This window comes from Cronobacter sp. JZ38 (assembly GCF_008932145.1).
In the GTDB taxonomy this organism is placed as follows: domain Bacteria; phylum Pseudomonadota; class Gammaproteobacteria; order Enterobacterales; family Enterobacteriaceae; genus Cronobacter; species Cronobacter muytjensii.
Genome location: NZ_CP017662.1, coordinates 3,042,020 through 3,067,091 on the forward strand (window position 1 = coordinate 3,042,020; position 25,072 = coordinate 3,067,091).

Here is a 25,072-nt window from a genome sequence, read left to right on the forward strand (position 1 = left end):
CTCTTTTTTACCCCGGCAAATTCCCTACAATCCAGCCCATTGTCTGCCAACAACAATGAGGATCTCATGGGCACGGCTAAACACAGTAAGCTGTTAATTCTTGGCTCCGGCCCGGCGGGATACACCGCTGCGGTCTACGCGGCGCGCGCTAACCTGAAACCGGTTCTGATTACCGGGATGGAAAAAGGCGGTCAGTTGACGACCACCACTGAAGTGGAAAACTGGCCGGGCGACCCGCATGATTTGACCGGTCCGCTGTTGATGGAACGCATGCATGAGCATGCCGCGAAGTTTGAAACAGAAATCCTGTTCGACCATATCAACAAGGTCGATCTGCAAAACCGTCCGTTCCGTCTTATTGGCGACAGCGGCGAATACACCTGCGATGCGCTGATTATCGCGACTGGCGCGTCCGCGCGTTACCTGGGCCTGCCGTCGGAAGAAGCCTACAAAGGCCGCGGCGTCTCTGCCTGCGCGACCTGCGACGGTTTCTTCTACCGCAACCAGAAAGTTGCCGTCATCGGCGGCGGCAACACGGCGGTGGAGGAAGCGCTGTACCTGGCGAATATCGCCTCTGAAGTGCACCTGATCCACCGTCGTGATACCTTCCGCGCCGAGAAAATTCTCGTCAAACGTCTGATGGATAAAGTGGAAAGCGGCAATATCGTGCTGCACACGCACCGCACGCTCGAAGAAGTGACCGGCGATCAGATGGGCGTGAGCGGTCTGCGTCTGCGCGACACGCTGAATCCGGAAAACGTCGAGACGCTGGATGTCGCGGGCCTGTTTGTCGCAATCGGTCACAGCCCGAACACCGCGATTTTTGATGGTCAGCTGGAACTTGAGAACGGCTACATCAAAGTGCAGTCCGGCATCCATGGTAACGCCACGCAGACCAGCATCCCTGGCGTCTTCGCCGCAGGCGACGTGATGGACCATATCTACCGCCAGGCGATCACCTCCGCTGGCACCGGCTGTATGGCCGCGCTGGACGCCGAGCGCTATCTGGACGGTCTGGCTGAAAAGCACAGCTAATTCCACGATTTAAACAAGGCGACGAATCAGTCGCCTTTCTTTTATCCCCGTTGTAACATTGCCTGCTCTCTCGCCTTGCGGCGAGCACTCTGGATTTTACTGCTCAGTGCATGCAATGAATAAAACCCGTCAACAAGAACTGACCCGCTGGCTTAAACAGCAAAGCGTTATCTCCCGCCGCTGGCTCAGCCTGTCGCGCCTGCTCGGCGTGGTGAGCGGTCTGCTTATCGTCGCACAGGCCTGGCTGCTGGCCGATCTCCTGCATGACATGATAATGAAAGGCATCCCGCGCGAGGCGCTCTTGCTGCCGTTTGTCCTGCTGATTCTGGTCTTCGTGCTGCGCGCGTGGATAGTCTGGCTGCGCGAAAAAGTTGGGTTCCATGCCGGACAGCATATTCGCGTGCGCATCCGCCAGCAGGTGATGGACCGTCTTCAGGAGGCGGGCCCGGCCTGGATCCAGGGCAAACCCGCCGGTAGCTGGGCGACGCTTATCCTTGAGCAGATTGACGATATGCACGATTTCTATGCCCGTTATCTGCCGCAAATGGCGCTGGCGGCGAGCGTGCCGCTGCTGATTGTGCTGGCGATTTTCCCCTACAACTGGACTGCGGCCCTGATCCTTCTCGGCACCGCGCCGCTGATCCCACTCTTTATGGCCATGGTCGGCATGGGCGCCGCCGACGCCAACCGCCGTAATTTCCAGGCGCTGACGCGGCTTAGCGGCAACTTTCTCGACCGCCTGCGCGGTATGGAAACGCTGCGTCTTTTCCACCGCGGCGCGGCGGAAACGCGCAACATTCAGGCCGCCTCGCAGGATTTCCGCCAGCGCACCATGGAAGTGTTGCGCCTGGCGTTTCTCTCGTCCGGCGTGCTGGAATTTTTCACCTCGCTCTCTATTGCGCTGGTGGCGGTTTATTTCGGATTTTCTTATCTGGGCGAGCTTAACTTCGGCCATTATGGCACCGGCGTGACGCTGTTCGCGGGCTTCCTGGCGCTGATACTGGCGCCAGAGTTCTTCCAGCCGCTGCGCGATCTTGGGACGTTTTATCACGCCAAAGCGCAGGCGATCGGCGCAGCCGACAGCCTGAAAACCTTCCTCGAAACCCCTATTCAGCATGCCGAAAAAGGCACGCTGGAGCTTTCCGGCTGCGAGCCGATCACGCTTGACGCGCAGGGGCTCACTATTCTCTCCCCGCAAGGCAAACGCCTCGCCGGGCCGCTCAATTTCACGCTGCCTGCGGGCAAACGCGTGGCGCTGGTAGGGCAAAGCGGCGCGGGTAAAAGCTCGCTTCTGAATCTGCTGGCCGGTTTTCTGCCGTATGAAGGCTCGCTGCGCGTTAATGGCGTTGAGCTGCGCGAGCTGGAGCCGGAAAGCTGGCGTCGTCAGTTGAGCTGGGTGGGGCAAAACCCGCAGTTGCCGGCACAGACGCTAAAAGAGAACGTGCTGCTGACCGATCCTGACGCGAGCGAAGCGCAGCTTCAGGCGGCGCTCGATAAAGCCTGGGTAAGCGAATTTCTGCCGCTGCTGGCGCAGGGCGTGGACACGCCCGTCGGCGATCAGTCAACCGGACTTTCCGTCGGCCAGGCGCAGCGCGTAGCCGTCGCCCGCGCCCTTCTCTCGCCCTGCCGTTTGTTGCTGCTGGATGAGCCGTCCGCAAGCCTTGACGCAGGCAGCGAGCGCCGTGTGATGCAGGCGCTGGAGAACGCGTCGCTGGCGCAGACCACGCTGATGGTTACACACCAGATTGATGATATCGCCGCCTGGGATGAAGTCTGGGTGATGCGCGATGGCCGCCTGGTGGAACGGGGCGACGTCGCCACCCTCAGCGCCGCCGACGGCTATTTCGCGGCGCTGCTGGCGCACCGTCAGGAGGAGATTTAAATGCGCGCGTTATTACCCTATCTGGCGCTCTATAAACGCCACAAATGGCTGCTGACGCTCGGTGTCGTGCTGGCTATCGTAACGCTGCTCGCCAGCATCGGTCTGCTGACGCTTTCAGGCTGGTTCCTGTCCGCCTCGGCGGTCGTGGGCATGGCCGGCCTTTACAGTTTCAACTATATGCTGCCTGCCGCGGGCGTGCGCGGCGCCGCGATTTTTCGCACCGCCGGGCGCTACTTCGAGCGTCTCGTGAGCCATGAAGCCACGTTCCGCGTGCTGGAACATTTACGGGTTCACACCTTCAGCCGCCTCTTGCCCCTCTCCCCTTCGGGGCTGGCGCGTTTTCGTCAGGGCGAGTTGCTAAACCGTCTGGTGGCGGACGTCGATACGCTGGATCACCTTTACCTGCGCGTGATGTCGCCGCTTATCGGCGCGCTGGCCGTTATCGTGGTTGTGACGCTGGGCCTGAGCGTGCTGGATATCACGCTGGCGCTGACGCTTGGCGGGATCATGCTGGCGACGCTGTTGCTGCTTCCTCCCCTTTTCTATCGCGCGGGTCGTCCGGTGGGCGAAGCGCTGACCGGGCTGCGTGCCAGCTATCGCCAGCAGTTGACCAGCTGGCTGCACGGCCAGGCGGAGCTGTCGATTTTTGGCGCTGCCGGGCGCTATCGCGATAATCTCGACGCGACTGAACAAGCCTGGCACGAGGCGCAACGTCGTCAGGCCGGTCTGACGGCGCTCTCGCAGGCAATGATGACGCTGATAAGCGGCATGACAGTCGTGCTGATTCTCTGGATGGCCGCAGGCGGCGTCGGCGGCAACAGCGCGCCCGGCTCGCTGATCGCGCTCTTTGTCTTCTGCGCGCTGGCGGCTTTTGAAGCGCTGGCGCCGGTGGGCGGCGCGTTCCAGCATCTCGGCCAGGTGATCGCTTCCGCCCGTCGCGTCAGCGACGTTATCGAGCAGCCTGCAGACATCGCCTTTGCCAGGCCAGGCGCCGACGCGCCGCGCCAGGCGTCGCTGACGCTGCGTGATGTGAGCTTTAGTTATCCGGGTCAGCCGCAGCCTGCGCTGCGCGATATTACCCTTGATGTCGCGCCGGGCGAGCATATCGCGATACTTGGGCGCACCGGCTGCGGTAAGTCGACGCTGCTGCAACTGCTCACCCGCGCCTGGGATCCGACGCAGGGCGCGGTGATGCTGGGCGGCGTTGCCCTCGCCGCGTATAACGAAGCCGCCTTACGCGCGACGATGAGCGTCGTGCCGCAGCGCGTGCATCTGTTCAGCGCTACCCTTCGGGATAACCTGCGGCTCGCCGCGCCGGAGGCGGATGACGCCGCCCTTGCCGCCGCGCTTGAACGCGTGGGGTTAGAGAAACTGCTGGCAGACGACGGCCTGAATGCCTGGCTTGGCGAAGGCGGGCGTCAGCTTTCCGGCGGCGAGCTGCGCCGTCTCGGTATCGCCCGCGCGCTGCTGCACGACGCGCCGATGCTTTTACTGGATGAGCCGACAGAAGGGCTGGATGCAGAAACCGAGCGTCAGATACTCGCGCTGGTCAGGGACGTCGCCACGCAGAAAACGTTGCTGATGGTCACCCATCGCCTGCAGGGCCTGACGGCGTTCGATCGCATCATTGTCATGGACAACGGGCAGATTATTGAGCAAGGTAGTCACGCAGAATTACTGGCGCAGCAGGGACGGTATTATCAGTTTCGTCAGCGAACAGTACACTATCATTGATTGATATTTGACAACGTTGTCAGGGAGCGCCGTTGTGATGCGTCTGGTGCAGCTTTCTCGTCATTCGATTGCTTTCCCCTCGCCCGAGGGGGCGTTACGTGAACCCAACGGTTTACTGGCCTTAGGCGGCGATCTCAGCCCGGCGCGTCTGATGATGGCCTATCAGCACGGGATTTTTCCGTGGTTTTCGCCTGGCGACCCGATCTTATGGTGGTCGCCCGATCCGCGCGCGGTGCTCTGGCCCGACCGGCTGCATATCAGCCGTAGCATGAAGCGCTTTCATCGCCGCTCGCCTTATCGCGTGACGCTGAATCACGCCTTCAACGCTGTCATTCAGGGTTGCGCCAGCGATCGCGACGACGGCACATGGATAACTAATGACGTCATTATCGCCTGGCAGCGCCTGCATGAACTGGGTCACGCGCACTCGGTTGAAGTCTGGCTGGAGGATCAGCTGGTGGGCGGCATGTATGGCGTGGCGCAGGGCGCGCTGTTTTGTGGCGAATCGATGTTCAGCCGCCGGGAAAATGCCTCAAAAACCGCGCTGGTCGTCTTTTGTGAGTACTTCCAGGCGCAGGGCGGCAGGCTTATCGACTGCCAGGTGTTGAATCCGCATACCGCATCGCTGGGCGCTATAGAGATCCCGCGCCGCGATTATCTGCAACGACTGGGCGAACTGCGCCAGTTGCCGGTTGAAAAACGCTGCTGGATACCGCAAACCCTCTTTACCTCGGCAGGATAACAGAATGTTTTCGGCACATTTTTTATCAGGGTGTTATACTTACGCACGCAGAAAATGACTGCCATTACCCTGCCGCCGTTTTGGGACCCTCCGTTAACGCAACGCTTTGGATCTCACGCTCCCCGTTACGCTTGCGCTGCCCGCGCGGTTTTGTCGTGGGGGCAGGAAGGCGCAGCGGTACAACGGGCATTTCGCCCGCAAAACTTTACTTAATGGGTGAACTTGGGCATTATCTTGCCGGTTCAAACTATGGTAGTGATACCCCAGAGGATTAGATGGCCAAAGAAGACAATATTGAAATGCAGGGTACCGTTCTTGAAACGTTACCTAACACTATGTTCCGCGTAGAACTGGAAAACGGTCACGTGGTAACTGCCCATATCTCCGGTAAAATGCGCAAAAACTACATCCGCATTCTGACGGGCGACAAAGTGACTGTTGAGCTGACCCCGTACGACCTGAGCAAAGGCCGCATTGTCTTCCGTAGTCGCTAAGTTTGTACAGGCTTCTCCCCAGTGAGAAGCCGGGCCGCGCCGCCGTTTGCCGCGCCAGCCTGAGAAAAAGCGCCGCACTTAGCGGCGCTTTTTTATGGGCGCGACGCATGTTATGCCGCTGAAAACATATAAAAAAACGCCGGATATCGCTATCCGGCGTTGTGTTTAGCGCGTATCGCTTAGTGCGCGGCTTCAGGCTTATGCTTCTGCGCGCTCTGGAAGCTGTACGTCAGCTTATCGGCATCTTTATCCAGCGCGACGGAAACCTGACCGCCATCCACCAGCGAGCCGAAGAGCAGTTCGTTGGCCAGCGGTTTTTTCAGGTTGTCCTGAATCACGCGGGTCATCGGACGTGCGCCCATCGCACGATCATAGCCTTTCTCCGCCAGCCAGTCGCGCGCTTCCTGGCTCACTTCCAGGGAAACGCCTTTCTGGTCAAGCTGCGCCTGCAATTCGACGATGAACTTGTCGACCACCTGATGGATCACCTCGGAAGAGAGATGGTTGAACCAGATGATATTGTCGAGACGGTTGCGGAACTCCGGCGTAAAGATCTTTTTGATCTCCTCCATCGCATCAGTACTGTTGTCCTGACGGATAAGCCCGATGGATTTACGCTCGGTTTCACGCACGCCGGCGTTGGTCGTCATCACCAGAATCACGTTGCGGAAATCCGCTTTACGCCCGTTGTTATCGGTGAGCGTGCCGTTATCCATTACCTGCAGCAGCAGGTTAAAGACGTCCGGATGCGCTTTTTCTATCTCATCAAGCAGCAGAACCGCATGCGGATGCTTGATAACCGCGTCGGTCAAAAGACCGCCCTGATCGAAACCGACATAGCCCGGAGGCGCGCCAATCAGGCGGCTGACGGTATGACGCTCCATATACTCGGACATATCAAAGCGCAGCAGTTCAATACCCAGCGCTTTAGACAGTTGCACCGTCACCTCGGTTTTCCCGACGCCGGTCGGGCCCGCGAAGAGGAAAGAACCGACCGGTTTACGATCGTGGCCCAGCCCCGCGCGGCTCATTTTGATGGCCTCAGTTAAAGCCTCAATGGCTTTATCCTGACCAAACACCAGCATTTTCAGGCGATCGCCCAGATTTTTCAGCGTATCGCGATCGCTTTGCGACACGCTCTTCTCCGGAATACGCGCGATACGGGCCACGACAGACTCGATATCCGCCACGTTAACCGTTTTCTTACGCTTGCTGACAGGCATCAGACGCGCCCGCGCGCCCGCTTCATCGATAACGTCGATGGCTTTGTCCGGCAGATGGCGGTCGTTGATATATTTCACCGCCAGTTCCACCGCCGCGCGTACCGCTTTCGCGGTGTAACGCACGTCGTGGTGCGCTTCATACTTCGGCTTCAGGCCGTTGATTATCTGTACGGTTTCCTCAACGCTCGGCTCGGTGATGTCGATTTTCTGGAAGCGACGCGCCAGCGCGCGGTCTTTTTCGAAAATATTGCTGAACTCCTGATACGTCGTGGAGCCCATCACCCGGATTTTGCCGCTGGAAAGCAGCGGTTTAATCAGGTTAGCCGCATCCACCTGGCCGCCAGAGGCCGCGCCCGCGCCGATGATGGTATGGATCTCATCAATGAACAGGATGCTGTTGTTATCCTGCTCCAGCTGTTTAAGCAGCGCCTTAAAGCGTTTTTCAAAATCGCCGCGGTACTTAGTGCCCGCCAGCAGCGAGCCGATATCCAGCGCGTAAATGGTGCAGTCGGCCATCACTTCCGGCACGTCGCCCTGCACGATACGCCAGGCAAGCCCTTCGGCAATCGCGGTTTTCCCGACGCCCGATTCGCCGACCAGCAGCGGGTTGTTTTTCCGGCGACGGCAGAGCACCTGAATGGCGCGCTCCAGCTCTTTATCGCGGCCAATCAGCGGATCAATGCCGCCAACGCGGGCAAGCTGATTGAGATTGGTGGTGAAGTTTTCCATACGCTCCTCCCCGCCTGCCTGCTCTTCGTTGACCGGATTATCATTGCCCGGCGCCTGGCCTGGCTCGTCTTTACGGGTGCCGTGAGAGATGAAATTCACCACATCGAGGCGACTGACTTCATGTTTACGCAACAGATAGGCCGCCTGGGACTCCTGTTCGCTGAAGATAGCCACTAAGACATTCGCGCCGGTCACTTCGCTACGGCCGGAGGACTGGACGTGGAACACCGCACGCTGCAACACGCGCTGGAAGCTGAGCGTCGGCTGAGTGTCGCGCTCTTCTTCTGTCATGGGCAGTACGGGTGTGGTTTGTTCGATGAAGGCTTCGAGTTCCTGACGCAGCGCCACCAGATCCACGGAGCAGGCTTCAAGCGCCTCCCGTGCCGATGGGTTACTGAGCAGAGCCAGTAACAGATGCTCGACGGTCATAAACTCGTGTCGGTGCTCGCGCGCTCTGGCGAAAGCCATGTTTAAACTGAGTTCCAGTTCCTGGTTGAGCATAGGGCACCCCCTCAATAGTTTGCCTTAATCAGGCTTTTTCCAGCGTACACAACAACGGATACTCGTTCTCCCTCGCATATTTGTTCACCAGCGCCACTTTGGTTTCCGCCACTTCCGCGGTGAAAACGCCACAGATGGCTTTCCCCTGATAGTGAACCGTGAGCATCAGTTGCGTTGCACGTTCTACATCATAAGAAAAGAACTTTTGCAGCACGTCAATGACAAATTCCATCGGCGTGTAATCATCGTTCATTAATATAACTTTATACATAGATGGCGGTTTTAGCGCTTCGCGCAGGTCATCTTCCGCCAAATGGTCAAAATCCAGCCAACTTTTGTCTTTACTCATTGCCAGTCGTCATCATGGTTAAACAGTACAGCCAGCGTGTTTTCCGGCGCTCTGGTTGAGTGTAATACGCATCCTGAATCTACCCTAATGTTCAGCACGCCACCAGCTATCACTGGTATTCGCGAGCTCTGTCACATTAATGAAAATAGCGTTAACTGCTTCAAAATTTTGACTCAATCCCACCTGCCAGACCCCGCTCAACGCTTGACGAAGAGTGCGATTTCTCTAAATTGTACAAGCGTGAGTTGGCGAGGTTTTGAACAGCCCCCCTCACCCACCGGTTCAATCCATCTTACTCAATAAGACTTATGAAGGATGTCGAAGCATGGAGACGGGTACTGTTAAATGGTTCAATAACGCCAAAGGGTTCGGGTTTATCTGCCCTGAAGGCGGCGGCGAAGATATCTTCGCGCACTACTCTACAATCCAGATGGACGGCTACAGAACGCTGAAAGCCGGACAAGTCGTGAGGTTCGATGTACATCAGGGTCCCAAAGGCAACCATGCCAGCGTTATTGTCCCTCTTGAAGCAGAAGTCGCATCCGCAGTTGCGTAACTCTTCTGTTTCATTGTGTACATCCTGCTCCTGAAATGCCAGTCCCGTGGACTGGCATTTTTATTTATTCCCGCGCCAGCGCATCGACAGGATTAAGCCGCGCGGCGCTGCGGGCGGGTAGCCAGCCGAACAACACGCCCGTCGCGCTGGAGCATAAAAACGCCGTCAACAGCGCCACCGGCGAAAAGCCAATCTCCCAGCCGGGCAGAATAAGTTGCAGAGAAAAGGCGATAAGCAGCGACAAGCCGATCCCGAGCGCTCCGCCTACCAGACACACCAGCACAGCTTCGATTAAAAACTGCTGTAAGACGTCGCTTGCGCGCGCACCGACCGCCATACGAATGCCGATTTCACGGGTACGCTCGGTCACCGACACCAGCATGATATTCATCACCCCGATCCCGCCGACGACCAGCGAAATCACCGCCACCAGCGTTAAAAACAGCTGAAGTGTACGTGTGGTCTTTTCCGCCGTTTTCAACACGCCATCCATATTCCAGGTGAAAAAGTCTTTTTTGCCGTGGCGGAGCGTCAGTAACCGGGTCAGTTGCTGCTCCGCCTCGCCGCTGTCGTAGCCCTCTTTCACGCGCACGGTGACGGAGTTCAGCCACGACTGGCCCATGATGCGCCCGGACATGGTGCTGTACGGCATCCACACCCGCAGAATTTTGCTGCTGCCGAACATCGACTGTTTTTCTTCCGCGACGCCGATAACCGTCGCGGGCATGTTGCCCACCAGCACCACTTCGCCGACGACGCTCGCCTTATTGGGAAAGAGCTGGCGGCGGGCGTTGCTGTCGATAACCACCACCTGCGCGCGGCCACGCAACTGCTCGTCGTTAAAGGTATTGCCCTCGCTGAAAGTCATGCCGTAAACGTTGAAATATTGCCCACTCACGCCGTTGGCGCTGGCGGCGACATCCACATTGCCGTAGCGCAGCCGTAAATTCTGCGAGACGGCAGGCGTGGCGGAACTCACCCACGGCTGACGCTGGATCGCCTGCAAATCGTCATACTGTAACGCCTGCTGATACTGCGGATCGTCATCGCCGAAATCCTTACCGGGGTAGACGTCAATGGTGTTTGTGCCAATGGAGCGAATATCTTCCAGCACCATCTGCTTGGCGGCATCCCCGACCACCACGATAGAGACCACCGACGCGATGCCGATAATAATGCCGAGCATCGTCAGTAACGTGCGCATCTTATTGGCCGCCATCGCAAGCCACGCCATCGTCAGCGCCTCGCGAAAACTGTTGATAAACTGCCCTAACGCCGGAGCGTCGTGCGGCTGCGCGTTCAACCCCGCCCCGTCGCGCGTCGCCACCGGCGGCGGGTTACTGATGATTTCCCCGTCACGGATTTCGATAACCCGCTCCGCCTGCGCGGCGACATTCGGGTCGTGGGTTACGATAATCACGGTATGCCCGCGATCGCGCAGTTGCTTTAGCGTCGCTATCACTTCTTCGCCGGAATGGCTGTCGAGCGCGCCGGTCGGTTCGTCCGCGAGGATCACCTGTCCGCCATTCATCAGCGCGCGGGCGATACTGACGCGCTGCTGCTGCCCGCCGGAGAGCTGCGACGGCTGATAATCCACCCGCGCCTCAAGACCGAGCCGCGCCAGCAATTCCCGCGCCCGCGCCTGTCGCGCGGCACGTCCGGTGCCGGCATAAATCGCCGGGACTTCGACATTCTGTGCCGCCGTCAGATGCGAGAGCAGATGGTAACGCTGGAAAATAAAGCCGAAGTGTTCGCGCCGCAGGCGGGCCAGCGCGTCGCTGTCAAGCGTCGCCACATCCACGCCCGCCACCTTATAGCTGCCGCTGCTCGGCTTATCGAGGCAGCCGAGAATATTCATCAGCGTCGACTTCCCGGAGCCGGACGCGCCGACGATCGCCACCATTTCACCGGCGTGAATGGTCAGGGAGACGCCTTTAAGCACTTCAACATCGGTGTCGCCCGACGGATAACTGCGGCGAATATCGCGCAGTTCAAGCAGCGCCGTCATTGGTCGCTCCCGACCGCGCGGCCGATCACCACTTCATCGCCTTCGTCGAGGCCTTTCACTACTTCGACCTGCGTATCATTGCGCACGCCAATAGTCACTTCGCGCTCGCGCGTTTCACCGTTACGCAGCAGCGTCACGTTATAGCGGTTATCTCCGACGGGCTCGCCCAGCGCCGCCAGCGGAATGGTCAGCACATTACTGACGCCGCCAAGCTGAATATGCACCTGCGCGGTCATATCAAGACGCAGCACCCCCTGCGGGTTCGGCACTTCAAAACGGGCGTAATAAAAAATGGCGTCGTTGATTTTTTCCGGCGTGGGGAGAATATCTTTCAGCCGCCCTTCATAACGGGTCAGCGGATCGCCGAGCACGGTAAACCAGGCTTTCTGGCCGGGCTTAAGATGGATGACATCTGCCTCGGAAACCTGCGCTTTCACCAGCATCGTGCTGAGATCGGCCAGCGTCAGAATGTTCGGTGCCTGCTGGGCGGCGATCACTGTCTGGCCCTGTAGCGTGGTTATCTGCGTCACTTCGCCCGCGATAGGCGCGGTGATGCGGGTATAGTCCAGATTGGTTTTCGCGGTGCTGAGTGACGCCTGGTTACGCTGGATCTGCGCGTCGATCGTGCCGATTTGCGCTTCTTTTACTGCAAGTTCGGTGGCGGCGGTATCCAGATCCTGGCGCGAGACCGCCTGTGTGCGGGCGAGCTGTTGCTGACGAGAAAGCGTGACGCGGGCAAGCTTCATCTCCGCCTCGGCCTGTCGCCGCTGCGCACGCAGCTCCATCAGCGTCGCTTCCACTTCTTTGATCTGGTTTTCGGCCTGCTCCGGGTCAATAACCCCAAGCAGCTGATCCTTTTTCACTTTATCGCCGATATTGACCGACAAGGTTTTTAACTGGCCACTCACCTGCGCACCGACATCCACTTTGCGCAGCGCGTCGAGTTTGCCGGTCGCCAGTACGCTCTGCTGCAAATCCCCTTTGCGCACCAGCATGGTCTGATAGCGGGGCAGCGGCGCATTCAGGGTCTTCCACAGCCAGATACCGCCAATAATGATAACCAGAGCCAGCACCACGTAGCGCTTCTTGATCCTTCCCTTAAGCTTCATATCTTTCCTGACGTTTCAGACGAGTAAACAGAGTTTGCTCTCCTATTCTAAACGCAATCTCAACCAAACCCTATGCGACCTGTAAATAAACCAGGGCGTTGATATTGCGTTGAGTGATGGTTTGTTCCCATAGCCTCATTGTTCATCACGCATGAGACTGGGCTATGTCCGCACTCGCCGAACTTTCCGTACCATCGCCAGCCCACAGCGCCTGGCAGCTCTTCCGCCTGCTTGCGACCGGTCAGAAAACGCCGGGGCTCGCCTGGCAGAACCCGGCCTATCGCCGTAAATTTATGCTGCGTTCGCTGGTGACGCCTTTCGCCACCCGCCGCTGGCTTGCCGTGCTGGCGCAACAGCCCATGCTGGACGCGCTGCTGCATGCCCAGCCAGGTTTGCCGTGCCGCCTGCACCGGCCGTGGCTCTCCGTGAATGTTTCCCGCCAGCAGGCGCTGGCTGCGCTGGAATACCACTACCAGCATATCGCGTGTCTTCTGCCCAGCGCGCTGATGCACGGGCACCTCACCCGTCCGGGCGTCACGCTTGCCCTGCTTACCGGCAAAAACGACGCGCAGTATCGTCTCGACCTCGCCGCCGTCGCGGATCTCGATAAAGAGGGCGAAACGACGGTGATTTTCCGCGACGCCGCCGGCGTCGTGCTCGCCGAGATGACGTTCACCTTGTGCGAAGTTGACGGGAAAAGCACGCTGTTTATCGGCGGCTTACAGGGTGCCAAAGCCTGGGTGGAACATGACAAGATCCAGCTTGCGACCAAAGCCTGCCACGGGCTGTTCCCCAAACGCCTGCTGCTGGAGGCCGTCTGCCTGCTGGCGCGCCATTTCGCCGTAAGCCAGATCCTCGCCGTCAGTAACGACACGCATATCTATCGCAGCTGGCGCTACGCGAAGAAGAAAAAAGATAAACTGCATGCCGACTATGACAGCTTCTGGGCGTCGCTGGGCGGTGAGAAGGACGCGCAGGGCCTTTATCACATGCCGCTGCACATCGCGCGGAAATCGCTTGAGGAGATAGCCAGTAAAAAACGCGCGGAGTATCGCCGCCGTTATGAGCTGCTGAACAGTATGACTGCCCAAATCGCCGCGTGGTTTAACGAGAGTCAAGTTGCAGGGCGTTAAGCTGGCGGGTGCGCTTCGCTTGCCTGCCCTACGCTTGCCTGCCACGCCTCTTTTGGCGGGTGCGCTTCGCTTGCCCGCCACGCCTCTTTTGGCGGGTGCGCTTCGCTTGCCCGCCACATCTCTTTCGGCAGGTGCGGTGTGTTTACCCGCCCAGCACTTCCCTGCCACACGATACGTTAATCCGCTCGCCCGCGGGCGAGCCACAGCACGCGAGAGAACATTTTGCGCAGCAGCGACGGCACGGCGTCTACACCGCGGCGCGCGGCCTCCATCGCTACTTCTATGGCCAGATCGGGCTTTGAGGAGCGGTGGATAGCCTTGACGATAACCCGCCGCATATTCATATGTACGCCGTCCGGCAACTGCGCCACCCGGTAAAACACCGTCTCAAATCCCTCGCGATACATAAAGTGCTCCATATCCAGCGCCGGGAGCTCGGTTAAGTGCTGACGCACCTGTTCGCTGTCGTGGTTGACCAGCCCTTTCACCGTTGCGGCGTATTTGCGCCCGGCGTCGTCACCATCCACCAGCACGTGCCAGTCAATGCCCATACGGCGGGCGAACTTAATTAACGGCTTTAAACCTGACTGGGCGAACTCAATCACTTTTACGCCTTCAGCCTCGAAATGGTAGCCGCACTGGCGCGCCAGTTCGTTCATCATCCAGACTTCCGTTTCGCCTTCCACCAGCAGCCAGCAGCGCGCGAACAGCGCCGAGGGGCGGTTAAAGCGAATATGAAATGCGATGCGGCGGCTGTCTTCGGCGTTCATACCGCCAGGCCCGAGACGCCAGGCCGCCACTTTGCCGGAAGCGCGCACCAGGCGACACACGTCCTCCACTGGCGTCATCGACAGCAGTTCGCCTGAATTAGTGGTGGTGAGTTTTTGCAGCGGCAGCAGATTCAGCAACTGCCAGGCCACTGACAGCATAATCGGGTGCAGGCGCGTTTCGGGGTCTTCGACCAGCAGCAGCGGGCGGGCGTATTTATCGAGCCGCACGTTGCCTTTGGCCTGTAACAGCGTGGCGAAAAGCCCAAGCAGGATCACCCGATAGGCTCGCCCGCCAGGTTTATCAATCATACGGTTGATGGTGTCGAGATAGCGCCAGCTGCGCTGTTCATCATGCGAATGACGACGCATCAGGCGGTAACGCGGCCCCGGCGCGCCCTGCTCGGAAAAGTAGTGTTCCAGCAGTTGCACCATCGCCGACAGCCCCTGGCGAATCTGTTCATCCGTCAGGTTTTGCGGGCGGGAGACCAGTTCGCGCGTCAGATAATCAAGCTCGCGGGCCGTCACTTCAACCTGCGGGGTATGGGCGATAGCGCTGTCATGCAGGCGGCGCATAAAGCGGGCGTCGCGCAGCCGCAGCACCGGGCTTAACCGGATAAGCTGGCGCGCGCTGTTATCGATATCCTCAAGCGCCAGCGCCTCTCCCTGCGCGTTGAGAAAACTGCGCAGCGTCAGCACGCTTTCATCGTCGTTAAGCTCGCCTTCCAGCCGGTAGAAAATCCGCTGATAATTATCGTCGCCCGCCGTCCAGAGCGGCCGCAGTCCACGGTAGCGGTGGCGCCCGGCATCACCTGGCTCCGACTCGCGAAAGATGAGGATCACATGCAGATGTCGCTCGCGCCCGTGAATATCGCCAGGCGGAAACCAGAAATCGTGGCGGGTAAAGGAATAGAGCGCGTCCCCGGGGTTTAGCAGCAGCGTCAGGGCGTCCAGCAGGCTCGATTTCCCCCACGCGTTTTCACCAATCAGCACATTATTATGTTCAAGCGTTAACGATAAGCGGTTAATTCCGCGAAACCCGGCGATCTCCACACGCTCAAGAAACATCTTTCCTCCGGCTGCATCAGGCATGGCTGCATGTGGCCAGTATAGCTATTCAATCAGAGGCTTAACAGGCGCCGTGCCGATGAATACGCATCGCTGCGAGACATCTCGTAATAATAAAAATTGTGATGATGAAGACGCGTCATTAATGACTTTCATTATGCGCTAACGCAATGAAATATCGCTGATAATAGCGGCTTTACTCGCAGTGGCGAATTCTGTAGGGTGTGGCGGCACCATAATTTCAGGTATTTCAGGGATCCCCCGCCTCATGTTTGCAGGACTGTTAATTATTTTAGTACCGCTTATTCTCGGCTACCTTATTCCCTTGCGCAAAGCAGGCGCGCTGCGGCTTATCAACCGGTTTTTAAGCTGGCTGGTGTATATCATTCTGTTCTTTATGGGAATAAGCCTGGCGTTTCTTGATAATCTGTCTGCGAATCTGCTGGCGATTTTTCATTATTCCGCCGTCAGCATTACAGTCATTATGTTGTGCAATATCGCCGCCCTGCTGTGGCTTGAACGCGCGATCCCGTGGCGCCATCGGCATCATCAGGAGAAACTACCGTCGCGCCTCGCGATGGCGCTGGAATCCCTCAAGCTGTGCGGCGTCGTGGTGCTCGGCTTTCTGCTGGGGCTGACCGGCCTTACGTTTCTTAAGCACGCCACAGCGGCGAGCGAATACACCTTAATTTTCCTGCTGTTCCTGATAGGTATTCAGCTTCGTAACAACGGTATGACGCTCAGGCAGATTGTGCTTAACCGTCGCGGCATGATGGTGGCGGTCGTGGTGCTGGGCAGTTCGCTTATCGCGGGCGTCGTGAACGCGCAGCTGTTGGATCTGCCGCTGCGCGCGGGGCTGGCGATGGCATCAGGCTTCGGCTGGTACTCACTTTCCGGCATTCTGATAACGGAATCCTGGGGCCCGGTTATCGGCAGCGCCGCGTTCTTTAACGATCTGGGCCGCGAGCTTATCGCGATTATGCTGATCCCGGCGCTGGTGCGCCGCAGCCGTTCCACCGCGCTCGGCATCTGCGGAGCGACATCGATGGACTTCACGCTGCCAGTTTTACAACGCAGCGGCGGGCTGGAACTGGTGCCCGCAGCCATTGTTCACGGCTTTATTCTGAGCCTGCTGGTACCGTTGCTCATGGCGCTGTTTGCCGCCTGATACCTCTTTGGCGGTAGGCTCCTGCCGCCAAAATTGCGCTACGTCAATCTCACTTCAGGTTCCTTAAAAAATGCTTTTCTCCCCCTGCGCCCAGGCCTAACCTTAAACATGCATATTAAATATAACTTTAAGGTGTCATCATGTTTTGCGTGCAATGTGAACAAACGATTCGTACTCCGGCGGGCAATGGCTGCGCGTATGCGCAGGGGATGTGCGGAAAGACCGCCGAAACCTCCGACCTGCAGGATCTGCTGATTGCGGCTTTGCAGGGGCTTTCCGCCTGGGCGGTCAAAGCACGTGAGCTTGGCATCATCGACCATCATGTAGATAGCTTTGCGCCCCGCGCTTTCTTCTCCACTCTCACCAACGTGAACTTCGATTCGCCGCGCATTGTGGGCTACACCCGCGAAGCGATTGCGCTGCGCGACGCGCTGAAAGCCCAGTGTCTGGCTGTTGACGAAAACGCGCAGGTCGACAATCCGATGGCGGCGCTAACGCTTGCAAGCGACGACCTCGGCGAGTTACAGCGCCAGGCCGCCGCCTTCGCCCCGAATATCGATAAAGCGGTGATCGGCGAGAATATTCTTGGCCTGCGCCTGCTGTGCCTCTATGGGCTGAAAGGCGCGGCGGCGTATATGGAACACGCGCACGTGCTCGGGAAGTCAGACAACGATATCTATGCGCAGTATCACAAAATTATGGCGTGGCTCGGCACCTGGCCTGCGGATATGAACGCGCTGCTGGAATGCGCGATGGAAATCGGCCAGATGAATTTCAAAGTAATGAGCATCCTGGACGCGGGCGAAACCAGCAAATATGGCCACCCGACCCCGACGCAGGTCAATGTCAAAGCCGTGGCGGGCAAATGTGTTCTGATTTCCGGCCACGATCTGAACGATCTCTATAACCTGCTGGAGCAGACCGAAGGCACCGGCGTTAACGTTTACACTCACGGCGAAATGCTGCCCGCGCACGGCTACCCGGAGCTGCGCAAATTTAAGCATCTGGTCGGCAACTACGGCAGCGGCTGGCAGAACCAGCAGGTGGAATTCGCCCGCTTCCCTGGCCCGATTGTGATGACGTCCAACTGCATTATCGACCCGACTGTCGGCAATTATGACGATCGCATCTGGACCCGCAGCATCGTCGGCTGGCCAGGCGTCAGCCACCTCGAAGGCGACAACTTCGCGCCGGTCATCGCTCAGGCGCAACAGATGGCGGGCTTCCCGTATTCTGAGATTGAACACCTGATTACCGTTGGTTTCGGCCGCCAGACGCTGCTCGGCGCCGCCGACACGCTCATTGATCTCGTGAGCCGTGAGAAACTGCGCCACATCTTCCTGGTGGGCGGCTGCGACGGCGCGCGCGGCGAACGCAGCTACTTTACCGATTTCGCCACCCAGGTGCCGCAGGATTGCCTGATCCTGACCCTGGCCTGCGGCAAATACCGCTTCAATAAGCTCGACTTCGGCAATATCGAAGGGCTGCCTCGTCTGGTGGACGCCGGCCAGTGTAACGACGCCTACTCTGCGATTATTCTCGCGGTGACGCTGGCTGAAAAACTCGGCTGCGGCGTCAATGATCTGCCGCTGTCGCTGGTGCTCTCCTGGTTTGAACAGAAAGCTATCGTGATCCTGCTGACTCTGCTGTCGCTCGGCGTGACCAATATTATTACCGGCCCGACCGCGCCTGGCTTCCTGACGCCGGATCTGCTGGCAGTGCTGAATGAGAAGTTCGGCCTGCGCCAGGTCACCACCGTTGAGCAGGATATGCGCGCGCTGCTGGGCGCGTAAGGAGGAAACATGACGATGCCAACCCCACAATGCCCGTGGCGCATGCAGGTTCACCACATCCGGCAGGAGACGCCGGATGTCTGGACGCTGTCGCTCCTGTGCCACGATTTCTACCCGTACCAGGCGGGGCAGTATGCTCTGGTGAGCATTCGCAATCGCGCCGATACGCTGCGCGCTTACACGCTCTCTTCAACGCCTGGCGTGAGCCCGTTTATCACCTTAACGGTGCGCCGGATCGACGACGGCGAAGGCTCCGGCTGGCTGACGCGCGAGGTGAAACGCGGCGATTATCTGTGGCTCTCCGACGCGCAGGGCGATTTCACCTGCGCGGATAAAACCAGCGAACGCTTTTTGCTGCTGGCAGGCGGCTGCGGCGTGACACCGATTATGTCGATGCGCCGGTGGCTGGCGAAGTATCGTCCGCAGGCTGACGTGCAGGTGATTTATAACGTGCGCACGCCGCAGGATATGATTTTCGCCGACGAATGGCGCGACTATCCGGTAACGCTGGTTGCGGAAAATGGCGACGCGCCGGGCTTTGCGCACGGGCGTTTAACCCGGGCCATGCTGGAGGCGGTGCCGGATCTCGCCAGCCGTACCGTGATGGTCTGCGGCCCCGCGCCGTATATGGATTTCGTCGAGCAGGAAGTGAAAGCGCTCGGCGTGACGCGCTTTTTTAAAGAGCAGTTCTTCACGCCGGTCGCCGGGGCCGCCACCAGCGGGCTTAAATTCACCACGCTTACGCCTGCACGCGAATTTTATGGCGCGGTTGGCACCACGCTACTGGAGGCGCTGGAGAGCAATAAAGTGCCGGTGAACGCCGCGTGCCGCGCAGGCGTGTGCGGCTGTTGCAAAACGCGGGTACTTTCCGGCGAATACAGCGTGACGAGCACAATGACGCTGACCGATCAGGAGATAGCCGACGGCTATGTGCTGGCGTGTTCGTGCCATCCGGCAAGCGATCTGGTGCTGGCCTGACGCACAGGGCGGGTGCGTTAACGCTTACCCGCCCTGTGCTTGCTGGCAATAATGGTAGGGCTGGTCAGCGAAGCGCCCCCCGCCTTTTTGCCTGTACGCACACCTGCTGGCCCTTCACTCACTGCCACGCCGGGCGGCGCGCGACGCAATACCGCCCGGCGCCGCAAAACGCCACCGCCAGCGCGCCGGTGAAAAAATAGACGATATTCTCAATGGCCCATGCGCCGGTTTTATCGAGCATCCACGTCTTGTCCATACCCACCATCAGCCACGCGACAACCATCGTAAAGGCGATGACGAGCGCTGCCGGGCGCGTCAGGATCCCCAGAATGACCAGCAGCGGCGCCACCACCTCGCCCACCAGCGTACCGTACGCGATAAACTCCGGCAGGCCGCGCGCCGCCAGCATCCCGGCGATGCCGTCCACGCCATCCAGCAGCTTATGCACCCCATGAAACAGCATCAGCCCGCCCACGGTCAGGCGCAGCAGTAATTTACCTAAAGCCTCTCTGTCCAGCGCCCGGTTAAAGGCGGTGAGTGTTGTCGTTAGCATTTTTTTATTCCGTCTGAATCGCTGTCCCGGCGACGCCCAGCGGCGTGGTCGCCCACAAATCCATATGAAATTAAAGGCTATTCCCGCTGCCTGCAAAGCAATTTGGACTAAGCTTGTAACCGGTATCACAGACAACGCACTAAGGAGGGAAAATGAAACAGACCGTGGCGTCCTATATCGCAAAAACCCTGGAGCAGGCGGGCGTGAAACGCATCTGGGGCGTAACCGGCGACTCGCTCAATGGCCTTAGCGACAGCTTAAACCGCATGGGCACCATCGACTGGATGTCGACGCGCCATGAAGAGGTGGCGGCCTTCGCGGCGGGCGCGCAAGCGCAACTGACCGGCGAGCTGGCCGTGTGCGCGGGCTCTTGCGGGCCGGGCAACCTGCATCTCATCAACGGGCTGTTTGACTGCCATCGCAACAACGTCCCGGTACTGGCGATTGCCGCGCACATTCCCTCCAGCGAAATCGGCAGCGGCTATTTCCAGGAGACGCACCCGCAGGAGTTGTTCCGCGAGTGCAGCCATTACTGTGAGCTGGTGTCGACGCCGGAGCAGATCCCGCAGGTGCTCGCCATCGCGCTGCGTAAAGCCGTGCTGGAACGCGGCGTCTCGGTGATAGTGCTGCCGGGCGATGTGGCGCTCAAACCCGCGCCTGAAGATGTGAATCCCGCCTGGTATCACGCGCCGCAGCCGGTTATCGTGCCGCCGCAGGACGAACTTAAAAAACTCGCCCAGCTGTTGCGCTACTCCGATAACATCGCGCTGATGTGCGGCAGCGGCTGCGCGGGCGCGCATGAGGAGTTGCTGGCGTTCGCCCGTACGCTGAAAGCGCCCATCGTCCATGCGCTTCGCGGCAAAGAGCATGTCGAGTACGACAATCCCTATGACGTGGGCATGACCGGGCTTATCGGCTTCTCGTCCGGCTACCACACCATGATGAACGCCGACACGCTGATCCTTCTCGGCACCCGTTTTCCCTACCGCGCGTTCTATCCGACCCACGCCAAAATCATCCAGATAGACATCAACCCCGGCAGCATCGGCGCGCACAGCAAAGTCGACATGGCGCTGGTGGGCGATGTGAAAGCGACACTCGCCGCTCTGCTGCCGCTGCTGGAGGAGAAAACTGACCGGCATTTCCTGGATAAAGCGCTGGAGGATTACCGCGACGCGCGCAAAGGGCTCGACGACCTGGCGCAGCCGAGTGAAAAGGCGCTGCACCCGCAGTATCTGGCCCGTCAGATAAGCCACTTCGCCGCGCCGGACGCGATTTTCACCTGCGATGTCGGCACGCCGACCGTGTGGGCGGCGCGCTATCTGGAGATGAACGGCAAACGCCGCCTGCTGGGTTCGTTCAACCACGGCTCGATGGCGAACGCCATGCCGCAGGCGATCGGCGCCCAGGCGAGCGCGCCGGGGCGTCAGGTGGTGGCGATGTGCGGCGACGGCGGCTTCAGCATGCTGATGGGCGATCTGCTCTCGCTGGTGCAGCTCAACCTGCCGGTGAAAGTCATCGTCTTTAACAACAGCGTGCTCGGCTTTGTGGCGATGGAAATGAAAGCGGGCGGCTACCTGACCGACGGCACCGATCTGCACGCGACTAATTACGCGCGCATCGCCGAAGCGTGCGGCATTCCGGGCATTCGCGTGGAAAAAGCGAGCGAGCTGGATGACGCGCTCTCACGCGCCTTCAGCACCGACGGCCCGGTGGTGGTGGATGTCACCGTCGCCAAAGAGGAGCTGGCGATGCCGCCGCAAATCAAGATGGAACAGGCTAAGGGCTTTAGCCTCTATATGCTGCGCGCCATCATCAATGGCCGCGGGGATGAAGTTATCGATCTGGCGAAAACCAACTGGTTCCGGTAAAAGAGACGTTTCTGTTCACCGAAAAGGATATACCGTGATCGATTTACGCAGTGATACCGTCACGCGCCCTGGCAACGCCATGCTGGCGCGTATGATGGCGGCCCCCACCGGGGATGATGTCTATGGCGACGACCCGACCGTTAGCGCGCTGCAGGAGTATGCGGCGCGCCTGAGCGGCAAAGAGGCGGCGCTGTTTCTGCCTACCGGCACCCAGGCGAACCTGGTAGCGCTGCTGAGTCACTGCGAGCGCGGCGAGGAGTATATTGTCGGACAACTCGCGCACAATTATCTCTATGAAGCCGGCGGCGCAGCGGTGCTCGGCAGCATTCAGCCGCAGCCGATTGACGCCAACAGTGACGGCACGCTGCCGCTTGATAACGTCGCGGCGAAAATCAAACCCGACGATGTGCACTTCGCCCGCACCCGCCTGTTAAGCCTTGAAAATACCCATAACGGCAAAGTACTGCCGCGCGATTATCTTCAACAGGCGTGGGAATTTACCCGCGAGCGCGGTCTCGCGCTGCATGTGGACGGCGCGCGCATCTTTAACGCAGTAGTGGCGTATGGCTGCGAGCTGAAAGATATCGCGCAGTTTTGCGATACGTTCACGATTTGCCTCTCCAAAGGGCTCGGCGCGCCGGTAGGCTCGCTGCTGCTCGGCAGCCATGAGTACATTCAGCGCGCAAAACGCTGGCGGAAAATGACCGGCGGCGGCATGCGTCAGGCCGGTATTCTCGCGGCCGCCGGGCTTTATGCGCTGGAGCATAACGTTACGCGTCTGAAAGAGGATCACGACAACGCCGCCTGGCTTGCCGCGGCGCTGCGCGATGTGGGCGCGGATGTGCGTCGCCACGACACCAATATGCTGTTCATCCGCGTGCCGCCGGCGCAGGTCGCCGCGCTCGGCGCGTTTATGAAATCGCGCGACGTGCTGATAAGCGCCGCCCCGGTGACGCGTCTGGTGACGCACCTTGATGTCAACCGCGAACAGCTTGAAACCGTCGTGGCGTACTGGCGGGAGTTTTTACAGCAGGCGGCATAACGCCTTTACAGCGCTGCGGCAAGGGGCCTGTTCAGCTGCGCTTACGCGCATTGTTACGTTGTACCCATTGCATCAGCGCTGATTTCACGGAAGAATGCGCGGCTAAACGTTACAGCACAGTGGATCGATATGAAGGTACTGGTCACGGGCGCCACCAGCGGTTTAGGCCGAAACGCGGTCGAATATTTACGTCATCAGGGTGTCCAGGTCCGGGCCACCGGGCGCAATGAAGCGATGGGCAAGCTGCTGGAGAAAATGGGCGCGGAATTTATCCCTGCCGATTTAACCGAGCTGGTATCCTCGCAGGCGAAAGTCATGCTGGCCGGTATTGATACCCTCTGGCACTGTTCGAGCTTTACCTCGCCCTGGGGCCCGCAGGAGGCGTTCGATCTTGCCAACGTGCGCGCCACTCGCCGTCTCGGCGAATGGGCCGTCGCCTGGGGCGTGCGCAACTTCGTGCATATCTCCTCCCCCGCGCTCTATTTCGATTATCACCACCATCGCGATATTCGCGAAGATTTCCGCCCGCACCGGATGGCGAACGCGTTCGCGCGCAGCAAGGCCGCCAGCGAAGAGGTTATCCAGCTGCTGGCGCAGGCGAACCCGCAGACGCGCTTTACCATTCTGCGTCCGCAAAGCCTGTTCGGGCCGCATGATAAAGTCTTTTTCCCGCGTCTGGTGCAGATGATGCGCCATTACGGCAGCGTGCTGCTGCCACGCGGCGGCGAGGCAATGGTGGATATGACTTACCATGAAAACGCGGTTCACGCGATGTGGCTTGCCAGCAGCAGCGCCTGCGACGCGCTGCCGTCGGGGCGCGCGTATAACATCACTAACGGCGAAGCGCGTCCGCTGAAAAGTATCGTGCAGAAGCTGATTGATGAGCTGGGAATTTCGTGTCGTATCCGCTCGGTGCCTTATCCGATGCTGGATATGATGGCGCGAAGCCTGGAGCGCCTCGGCAAGCATTCGCATAAAGAGCCGGCGCTGACGCACTACGGCGTTTCAAAGCTGAATTTCGATTTCACGCTGGATATCAGCCGCGCTGAAAGCGAGCTGGGCTATAAGCCTGTGGTGTCGCTGGATGACGGCATTGAGCGCACCGCGTACTGGCTGCGCGACCACGGCACGCTGCACCGCGGATAACGCCAAAAATAACGCCGCGTTCTGCGGCGTTTTCATATTTACCCCTGACCGTATTTCTCCAGCAACGCCTCGGCGATCGCCTGACTCTGCGCGTCCGGCAGGCCGTCATAGCGCGCGGGCCTGAAATGCATCTGGAACGCCTGAATGACGCGTTTGCGCTGCGCTTCGCTCATTTGCGGCGTCACGTCATAGCCGTAGCGCGCCAGCAGATCCAGCAGCGTGTTTTCATCTACCGGCGCATAAGGGTTGCGCCCGGCGAGATAAAACGCGACGCGCTGTTCATCCGGCCACGCCCCGATGCCCTGCGCCGCCAGCGCCTGCCACGGGAACAGCGGCCCCGGATCGTCTTTGCGCTGCGGCGCGATATCCGCATGCGCCACCACATTCTCAGGCGTAATCTGGTAGCGGTGGATGATGTCGCGCGCAAGCTTGCTGAGCACGGCTATCTGCGGCGGGCTGAACGGGAAGAAACGCTTCTGCCCGTCGATTTTCCGGTAGCCATAGTTCTCAAGCTCGATGCCGACAGAGGTGTCATTTAGCCGCGTGGCGCCGCGCCAGAAGCTCGCGCCCGCATGCCACGCCAGCTCGCGCTCCGGCACCAGTTGCCAGATAACCGGTTTGCCGCCTTTTTCAGGCGGGTTCGCCGGGATCAGATAGTGCGAGCTGACGTGCCGGTCAGTCAGCGTGGCAAGCGACGTGTCGAAATCATCGGCGGTGTAGTGAATGACCAGCACTTTAATGCGCGGATACGCCGCCTGCGCCGCCCGGCGCGTATCCACTTTATAATCGCCGCGATCGACAATCCCTTTTTCGCCCGCGCACCCTGCGAGCAGCGCCGCCAGCAGCAGCGGCCAGAAACGCAGTTTCATCGACGGGTTTTCACCGCCGTGCCGCTGACGCTCACCATCAGCATGCTGCCGTCTTTACCGACAGTTTCATAATCGATATCAATGCCGACGACGGCATCGGCGCCGAGCGACGCGGCCTGGTCGCCCAGCTCGCGAAATGCGATTTCGCGCGCCTTGCGCAGCTCTTTTTCATACGCGCCGGAGCGGCCGCCGACGATATCGCGGATGCCTGCAAAAAAGTCGCGGAAAATATTGGCGCCGAGGATCGCCTCGCCAGTGACGACGCCGCAATACTCAACGATAACTTGTCCTTCCAGGGTTGGCGTGGTGGAAAACTGCATGG

The 25,072-nt window shown here is 59.4% G+C and carries 22 protein-coding genes; 13 read left to right on the plus strand and 9 right to left on the minus strand.

Features of this window, described 5'->3' with window-relative positions:
- Window positions 1–66 precede the first annotated feature (66 nt).
- The 5 genes from trxB (at window position 67) to infA (ending at window position 5,887) form a co-directional block, all read left to right on the plus strand.
- Window positions 67–1,035, plus strand: a complete 969-nt coding sequence (gene trxB, locus BJP61_RS14470) for a thioredoxin-disulfide reductase (RefSeq protein WP_038863835.1) — start codon at window positions 67–69, stop codon at window positions 1,033–1,035.
- A 115-nt stretch (window positions 1,036–1,150) separates the two neighbouring features.
- Window positions 1,151–2,917, plus strand: a complete 1,767-nt coding sequence (cydD, locus tag BJP61_RS14475; RefSeq protein WP_171998598.1) for a cysteine/glutathione ABC transporter permease/ATP-binding protein CydD — start codon at window positions 1,151–1,153, stop codon at window positions 2,915–2,917.
- Window positions 2,918–4,651, plus strand: a complete 1,734-nt coding sequence (cydC, locus tag BJP61_RS14480) for a cysteine/glutathione ABC transporter ATP-binding protein/permease CydC (protein ID WP_171998599.1) — start codon at window positions 2,918–2,920, stop codon at window positions 4,649–4,651.
- Window positions 4,652–4,688: 37 nt separating this feature from the next.
- Window positions 4,689–5,393, plus strand: a complete 705-nt coding sequence (gene aat, locus BJP61_RS14485) for a leucyl/phenylalanyl-tRNA--protein transferase (protein ID WP_171999345.1) — start codon at window positions 4,689–4,691, stop codon at window positions 5,391–5,393.
- 275 nt (window positions 5,394–5,668) lie between these two features.
- Window positions 5,669–5,887: a translation initiation factor IF-1 gene (gene infA / locus BJP61_RS14490; RefSeq protein WP_001040187.1), complete on the plus strand. Its 219-nt coding sequence runs from the start codon at window positions 5,669–5,671 to the stop codon at window positions 5,885–5,887.
- Between the two features lie 179 nt (window positions 5,888–6,066).
- On the opposite strand, the gene clpA is transcribed toward infA, so the two are convergent.
- Both clpA and clpS read right to left on the minus strand, forming a co-directional pair.
- The gene (gene clpA, locus BJP61_RS14495; RefSeq protein WP_038863840.1) at window positions 6,067–8,340 is read right to left on the minus strand and encodes an ATP-dependent Clp protease ATP-binding subunit ClpA; all 2,274 of its coding nucleotides are present in this window, start codon (window positions 8,338–8,340) and stop codon (window positions 6,067–6,069) included.
- 28 nt (window positions 8,341–8,368) lie between these two features.
- Window positions 8,369–8,689, minus strand: a complete 321-nt coding sequence (gene clpS, locus BJP61_RS14500; RefSeq protein ID WP_038863842.1) for an ATP-dependent Clp protease adapter ClpS — start codon at window positions 8,687–8,689, stop codon at window positions 8,369–8,371.
- Between the two features lie 325 nt (window positions 8,690–9,014).
- On the opposite strand from clpS, the gene cspD reads away from it, so the two are divergent.
- Entirely contained in the window at window positions 9,015–9,245 is a 231-nt protein-coding gene (cspD, locus tag BJP61_RS14505; protein WP_007664616.1) for a cold shock-like protein CspD, read from the plus strand.
- 64 nt (window positions 9,246–9,309) lie between these two features.
- Here the strand turns inward: cspD and macB are convergent, their stop codons facing one another.
- Window positions 9,310–11,253, minus strand: a complete 1,944-nt coding sequence (gene macB / locus BJP61_RS14510; RefSeq protein ID WP_038863845.1) for a macrolide ABC transporter ATP-binding protein/permease MacB — start codon at window positions 11,251–11,253, stop codon at window positions 9,310–9,312.
- Window positions 11,250–12,362: a macrolide transporter subunit MacA gene (macA, locus tag BJP61_RS14515; protein WP_038863846.1), complete on the minus strand. Its 1,113-nt coding sequence runs from the start codon at window positions 12,360–12,362 to the stop codon at window positions 11,250–11,252. Before macA ends, macB begins: the two co-directional genes overlap by 4 nt.
- Window positions 12,363–12,526: 164 nt before the next feature.
- Between macA and BJP61_RS14520 the strand changes: the two genes are divergently transcribed.
- Complete coding sequence (locus BJP61_RS14520) at window positions 12,527–13,495, plus strand: VirK/YbjX family protein (protein ID WP_171998600.1); 969 nt, start codon at window positions 12,527–12,529, stop codon at window positions 13,493–13,495.
- Here BJP61_RS14520 and BJP61_RS14525 read toward each other — a convergent pair.
- Window positions 13,492–13,665, minus strand: coding sequence for a hypothetical protein (locus BJP61_RS14525; RefSeq protein ID WP_171998601.1), 174 nt, complete (start codon window positions 13,663–13,665; stop codon window positions 13,492–13,494). The two genes, BJP61_RS14520 and BJP61_RS14525, sit on opposite strands and share 4 nt — an antisense overlap.
- A 6-nt stretch (window positions 13,666–13,671) precedes the next feature.
- The gene (locus BJP61_RS14530) at window positions 13,672–15,330 is read right to left on the minus strand and encodes an ATP-dependent endonuclease (protein ID WP_171998602.1); all 1,659 of its coding nucleotides are present in this window, start codon (window positions 15,328–15,330) and stop codon (window positions 13,672–13,674) included.
- Window positions 15,331–15,598: 268 nt separating this feature from the next.
- Between BJP61_RS14530 and BJP61_RS14535 the strand changes: the two genes are divergently transcribed.
- From BJP61_RS14535 to hcr, 3 genes are all read left to right on the plus strand, one after another.
- Window positions 15,599–16,498 carry a lysine exporter LysO family protein gene (locus BJP61_RS14535; RefSeq protein ID WP_171998603.1) on the plus strand — a complete coding sequence of 300 codons (900 nt, stop codon included), beginning with the start codon at window positions 15,599–15,601 and terminating at the stop codon, window positions 16,496–16,498.
- A gap of 140 nt (window positions 16,499–16,638) precedes the next feature.
- Window positions 16,639–18,291 carry a hydroxylamine reductase gene (hcp, locus tag BJP61_RS14540; RefSeq protein ID WP_171998604.1) on the plus strand — a complete coding sequence of 551 codons (1,653 nt, stop codon included), beginning with the start codon at window positions 16,639–16,641 and terminating at the stop codon, window positions 18,289–18,291.
- 9 nt (window positions 18,292–18,300) lie between these two features.
- A complete protein-coding gene (hcr, locus tag BJP61_RS14545) occupies window positions 18,301–19,269 on the plus strand; it encodes an NADH oxidoreductase (protein WP_171998605.1) in 969 nt (322 codons plus the stop codon).
- A 118-nt stretch (window positions 19,270–19,387) separates the two neighbouring features.
- Here the strand turns inward: hcr and BJP61_RS14550 are convergent, their stop codons facing one another.
- Entirely contained in the window at window positions 19,388–19,822 is a 435-nt protein-coding gene (locus tag BJP61_RS14550; RefSeq protein ID WP_038863856.1) for a DoxX family protein, read from the minus strand.
- 152 nt (window positions 19,823–19,974) lie between these two features.
- Here BJP61_RS14550 and poxB point away from each other — a divergent pair, with 152 nt between their 5' ends.
- The 3 genes from poxB to BJP61_RS14565 all read left to right on the plus strand — a co-directional run bounded on the left by poxB (window position 19,975) and on the right by BJP61_RS14565 (window position 23,881).
- Window positions 19,975–21,693 carry a ubiquinone-dependent pyruvate dehydrogenase gene (gene poxB, locus BJP61_RS14555; RefSeq protein ID WP_075193771.1) on the plus strand — a complete coding sequence of 573 codons (1,719 nt, stop codon included), beginning with the start codon at window positions 19,975–19,977 and terminating at the stop codon, window positions 21,691–21,693.
- A gap of 34 nt (window positions 21,694–21,727) precedes the next feature.
- The gene (gene ltaE, locus BJP61_RS14560; RefSeq protein WP_171998606.1) at window positions 21,728–22,735 is read left to right on the plus strand and encodes a low-specificity L-threonine aldolase; all 1,008 of its coding nucleotides are present in this window, start codon (window positions 21,728–21,730) and stop codon (window positions 22,733–22,735) included.
- Window positions 22,736–22,864: 129 nt separating this feature from the next.
- Window positions 22,865–23,881 (plus strand): NAD(P)-dependent oxidoreductase, encoded by a 1,017-nt coding sequence (locus tag BJP61_RS14565; protein ID WP_038863861.1) that lies wholly within the window; start codon window positions 22,865–22,867, stop codon window positions 23,879–23,881.
- Between the two features lie 38 nt (window positions 23,882–23,919).
- Here the strand turns inward: BJP61_RS14565 and BJP61_RS14570 are convergent, their stop codons facing one another.
- Window positions 23,920–24,750, minus strand: a complete 831-nt coding sequence (locus BJP61_RS14570; RefSeq protein WP_075193773.1) for an N-acetylmuramoyl-L-alanine amidase — start codon at window positions 24,748–24,750, stop codon at window positions 23,920–23,922.
- Entirely contained in the window at window positions 24,747–25,070 is a 324-nt protein-coding gene (locus BJP61_RS14575) for a heavy metal-binding domain-containing protein (protein ID WP_004386731.1), read from the minus strand. The genes BJP61_RS14570 and BJP61_RS14575 overlap by 4 nt, the downstream gene beginning before the upstream one ends.
- Window positions 25,071–25,072: the final 2 nt, after the last annotated feature.

What these genes read in the sequence shown, in the direction of transcription:
- BJP61_RS14530 (WP_171998602.1), bottom strand. Translation starts at nt 15,330, where the DNA reads ATGTTTCTTGAGCGTGTGGAGATCGCCGGGTTTCGCGGAATTAACCGC.
- clpS (WP_038863842.1), bottom strand. Translation starts at nt 8,689, where the DNA reads ATGAGTAAAGACAAAAGTTGGCTGGATTTTGACCATTTGGCGGAAGAT.
- BJP61_RS14565 (WP_038863861.1), top strand. Translation starts at nt 22,865, where the DNA reads ATGAAGGTACTGGTCACGGGCGCCACCAGCGGTTTAGGCCGAAACGCG.
- BJP61_RS14520 (WP_171998600.1), top strand. Translation starts at nt 12,527, where the DNA reads ATGTCCGCACTCGCCGAACTTTCCGTACCATCGCCAGCCCACAGCGCC.
- hcp (WP_171998604.1), top strand. Translation starts at nt 16,639, where the DNA reads ATGTTTTGCGTGCAATGTGAACAAACGATTCGTACTCCGGCGGGCAAT.
- infA (WP_001040187.1), top strand. Translation starts at nt 5,669, where the DNA reads ATGGCCAAAGAAGACAATATTGAAATGCAGGGTACCGTTCTTGAAACG.
- BJP61_RS14570 (WP_075193773.1), bottom strand. Translation starts at nt 24,750, where the DNA reads ATGAAACTGCGTTTCTGGCCGCTGCTGCTGGCGGCGCTGCTCGCAGGG.
- cydC (WP_171998599.1), top strand. Translation starts at nt 2,918, where the DNA reads ATGCGCGCGTTATTACCCTATCTGGCGCTCTATAAACGCCACAAATGG.
- trxB (WP_038863835.1), top strand. Translation starts at nt 67, where the DNA reads ATGGGCACGGCTAAACACAGTAAGCTGTTAATTCTTGGCTCCGGCCCG.
- cydD (WP_171998598.1), top strand. Translation starts at nt 1,151, where the DNA reads ATGAATAAAACCCGTCAACAAGAACTGACCCGCTGGCTTAAACAGCAA.
- poxB (WP_075193771.1), top strand. Translation starts at nt 19,975, where the DNA reads ATGAAACAGACCGTGGCGTCCTATATCGCAAAAACCCTGGAGCAGGCG.
- macA (WP_038863846.1), bottom strand. Translation starts at nt 12,362, where the DNA reads ATGAAGCTTAAGGGAAGGATCAAGAAGCGCTACGTGGTGCTGGCTCTG.
- clpA (WP_038863840.1), bottom strand. Translation starts at nt 8,340, where the DNA reads ATGCTCAACCAGGAACTGGAACTCAGTTTAAACATGGCTTTCGCCAGA.
- BJP61_RS14575 (WP_004386731.1), bottom strand. Translation starts at nt 25,070, where the DNA reads ATGCAGTTTTCCACCACGCCAACCCTGGAAGGACAAGTTATCGTTGAG.
- BJP61_RS14535 (WP_171998603.1), top strand. Translation starts at nt 15,599, where the DNA reads ATGTTTGCAGGACTGTTAATTATTTTAGTACCGCTTATTCTCGGCTAC.
- hcr (WP_171998605.1), top strand. Translation starts at nt 18,301, where the DNA reads ATGACGATGCCAACCCCACAATGCCCGTGGCGCATGCAGGTTCACCAC.
- aat (WP_171999345.1), top strand. Translation starts at nt 4,689, where the DNA reads ATGCGTCTGGTGCAGCTTTCTCGTCATTCGATTGCTTTCCCCTCGCCC.
- macB (WP_038863845.1), bottom strand. Translation starts at nt 11,253, where the DNA reads ATGACGGCGCTGCTTGAACTGCGCGATATTCGCCGCAGTTATCCGTCG.
- BJP61_RS14550 (WP_038863856.1), bottom strand. Translation starts at nt 19,822, where the DNA reads ATGCTAACGACAACACTCACCGCCTTTAACCGGGCGCTGGACAGAGAG.
- cspD (WP_007664616.1), top strand. Translation starts at nt 9,015, where the DNA reads ATGGAGACGGGTACTGTTAAATGGTTCAATAACGCCAAAGGGTTCGGG.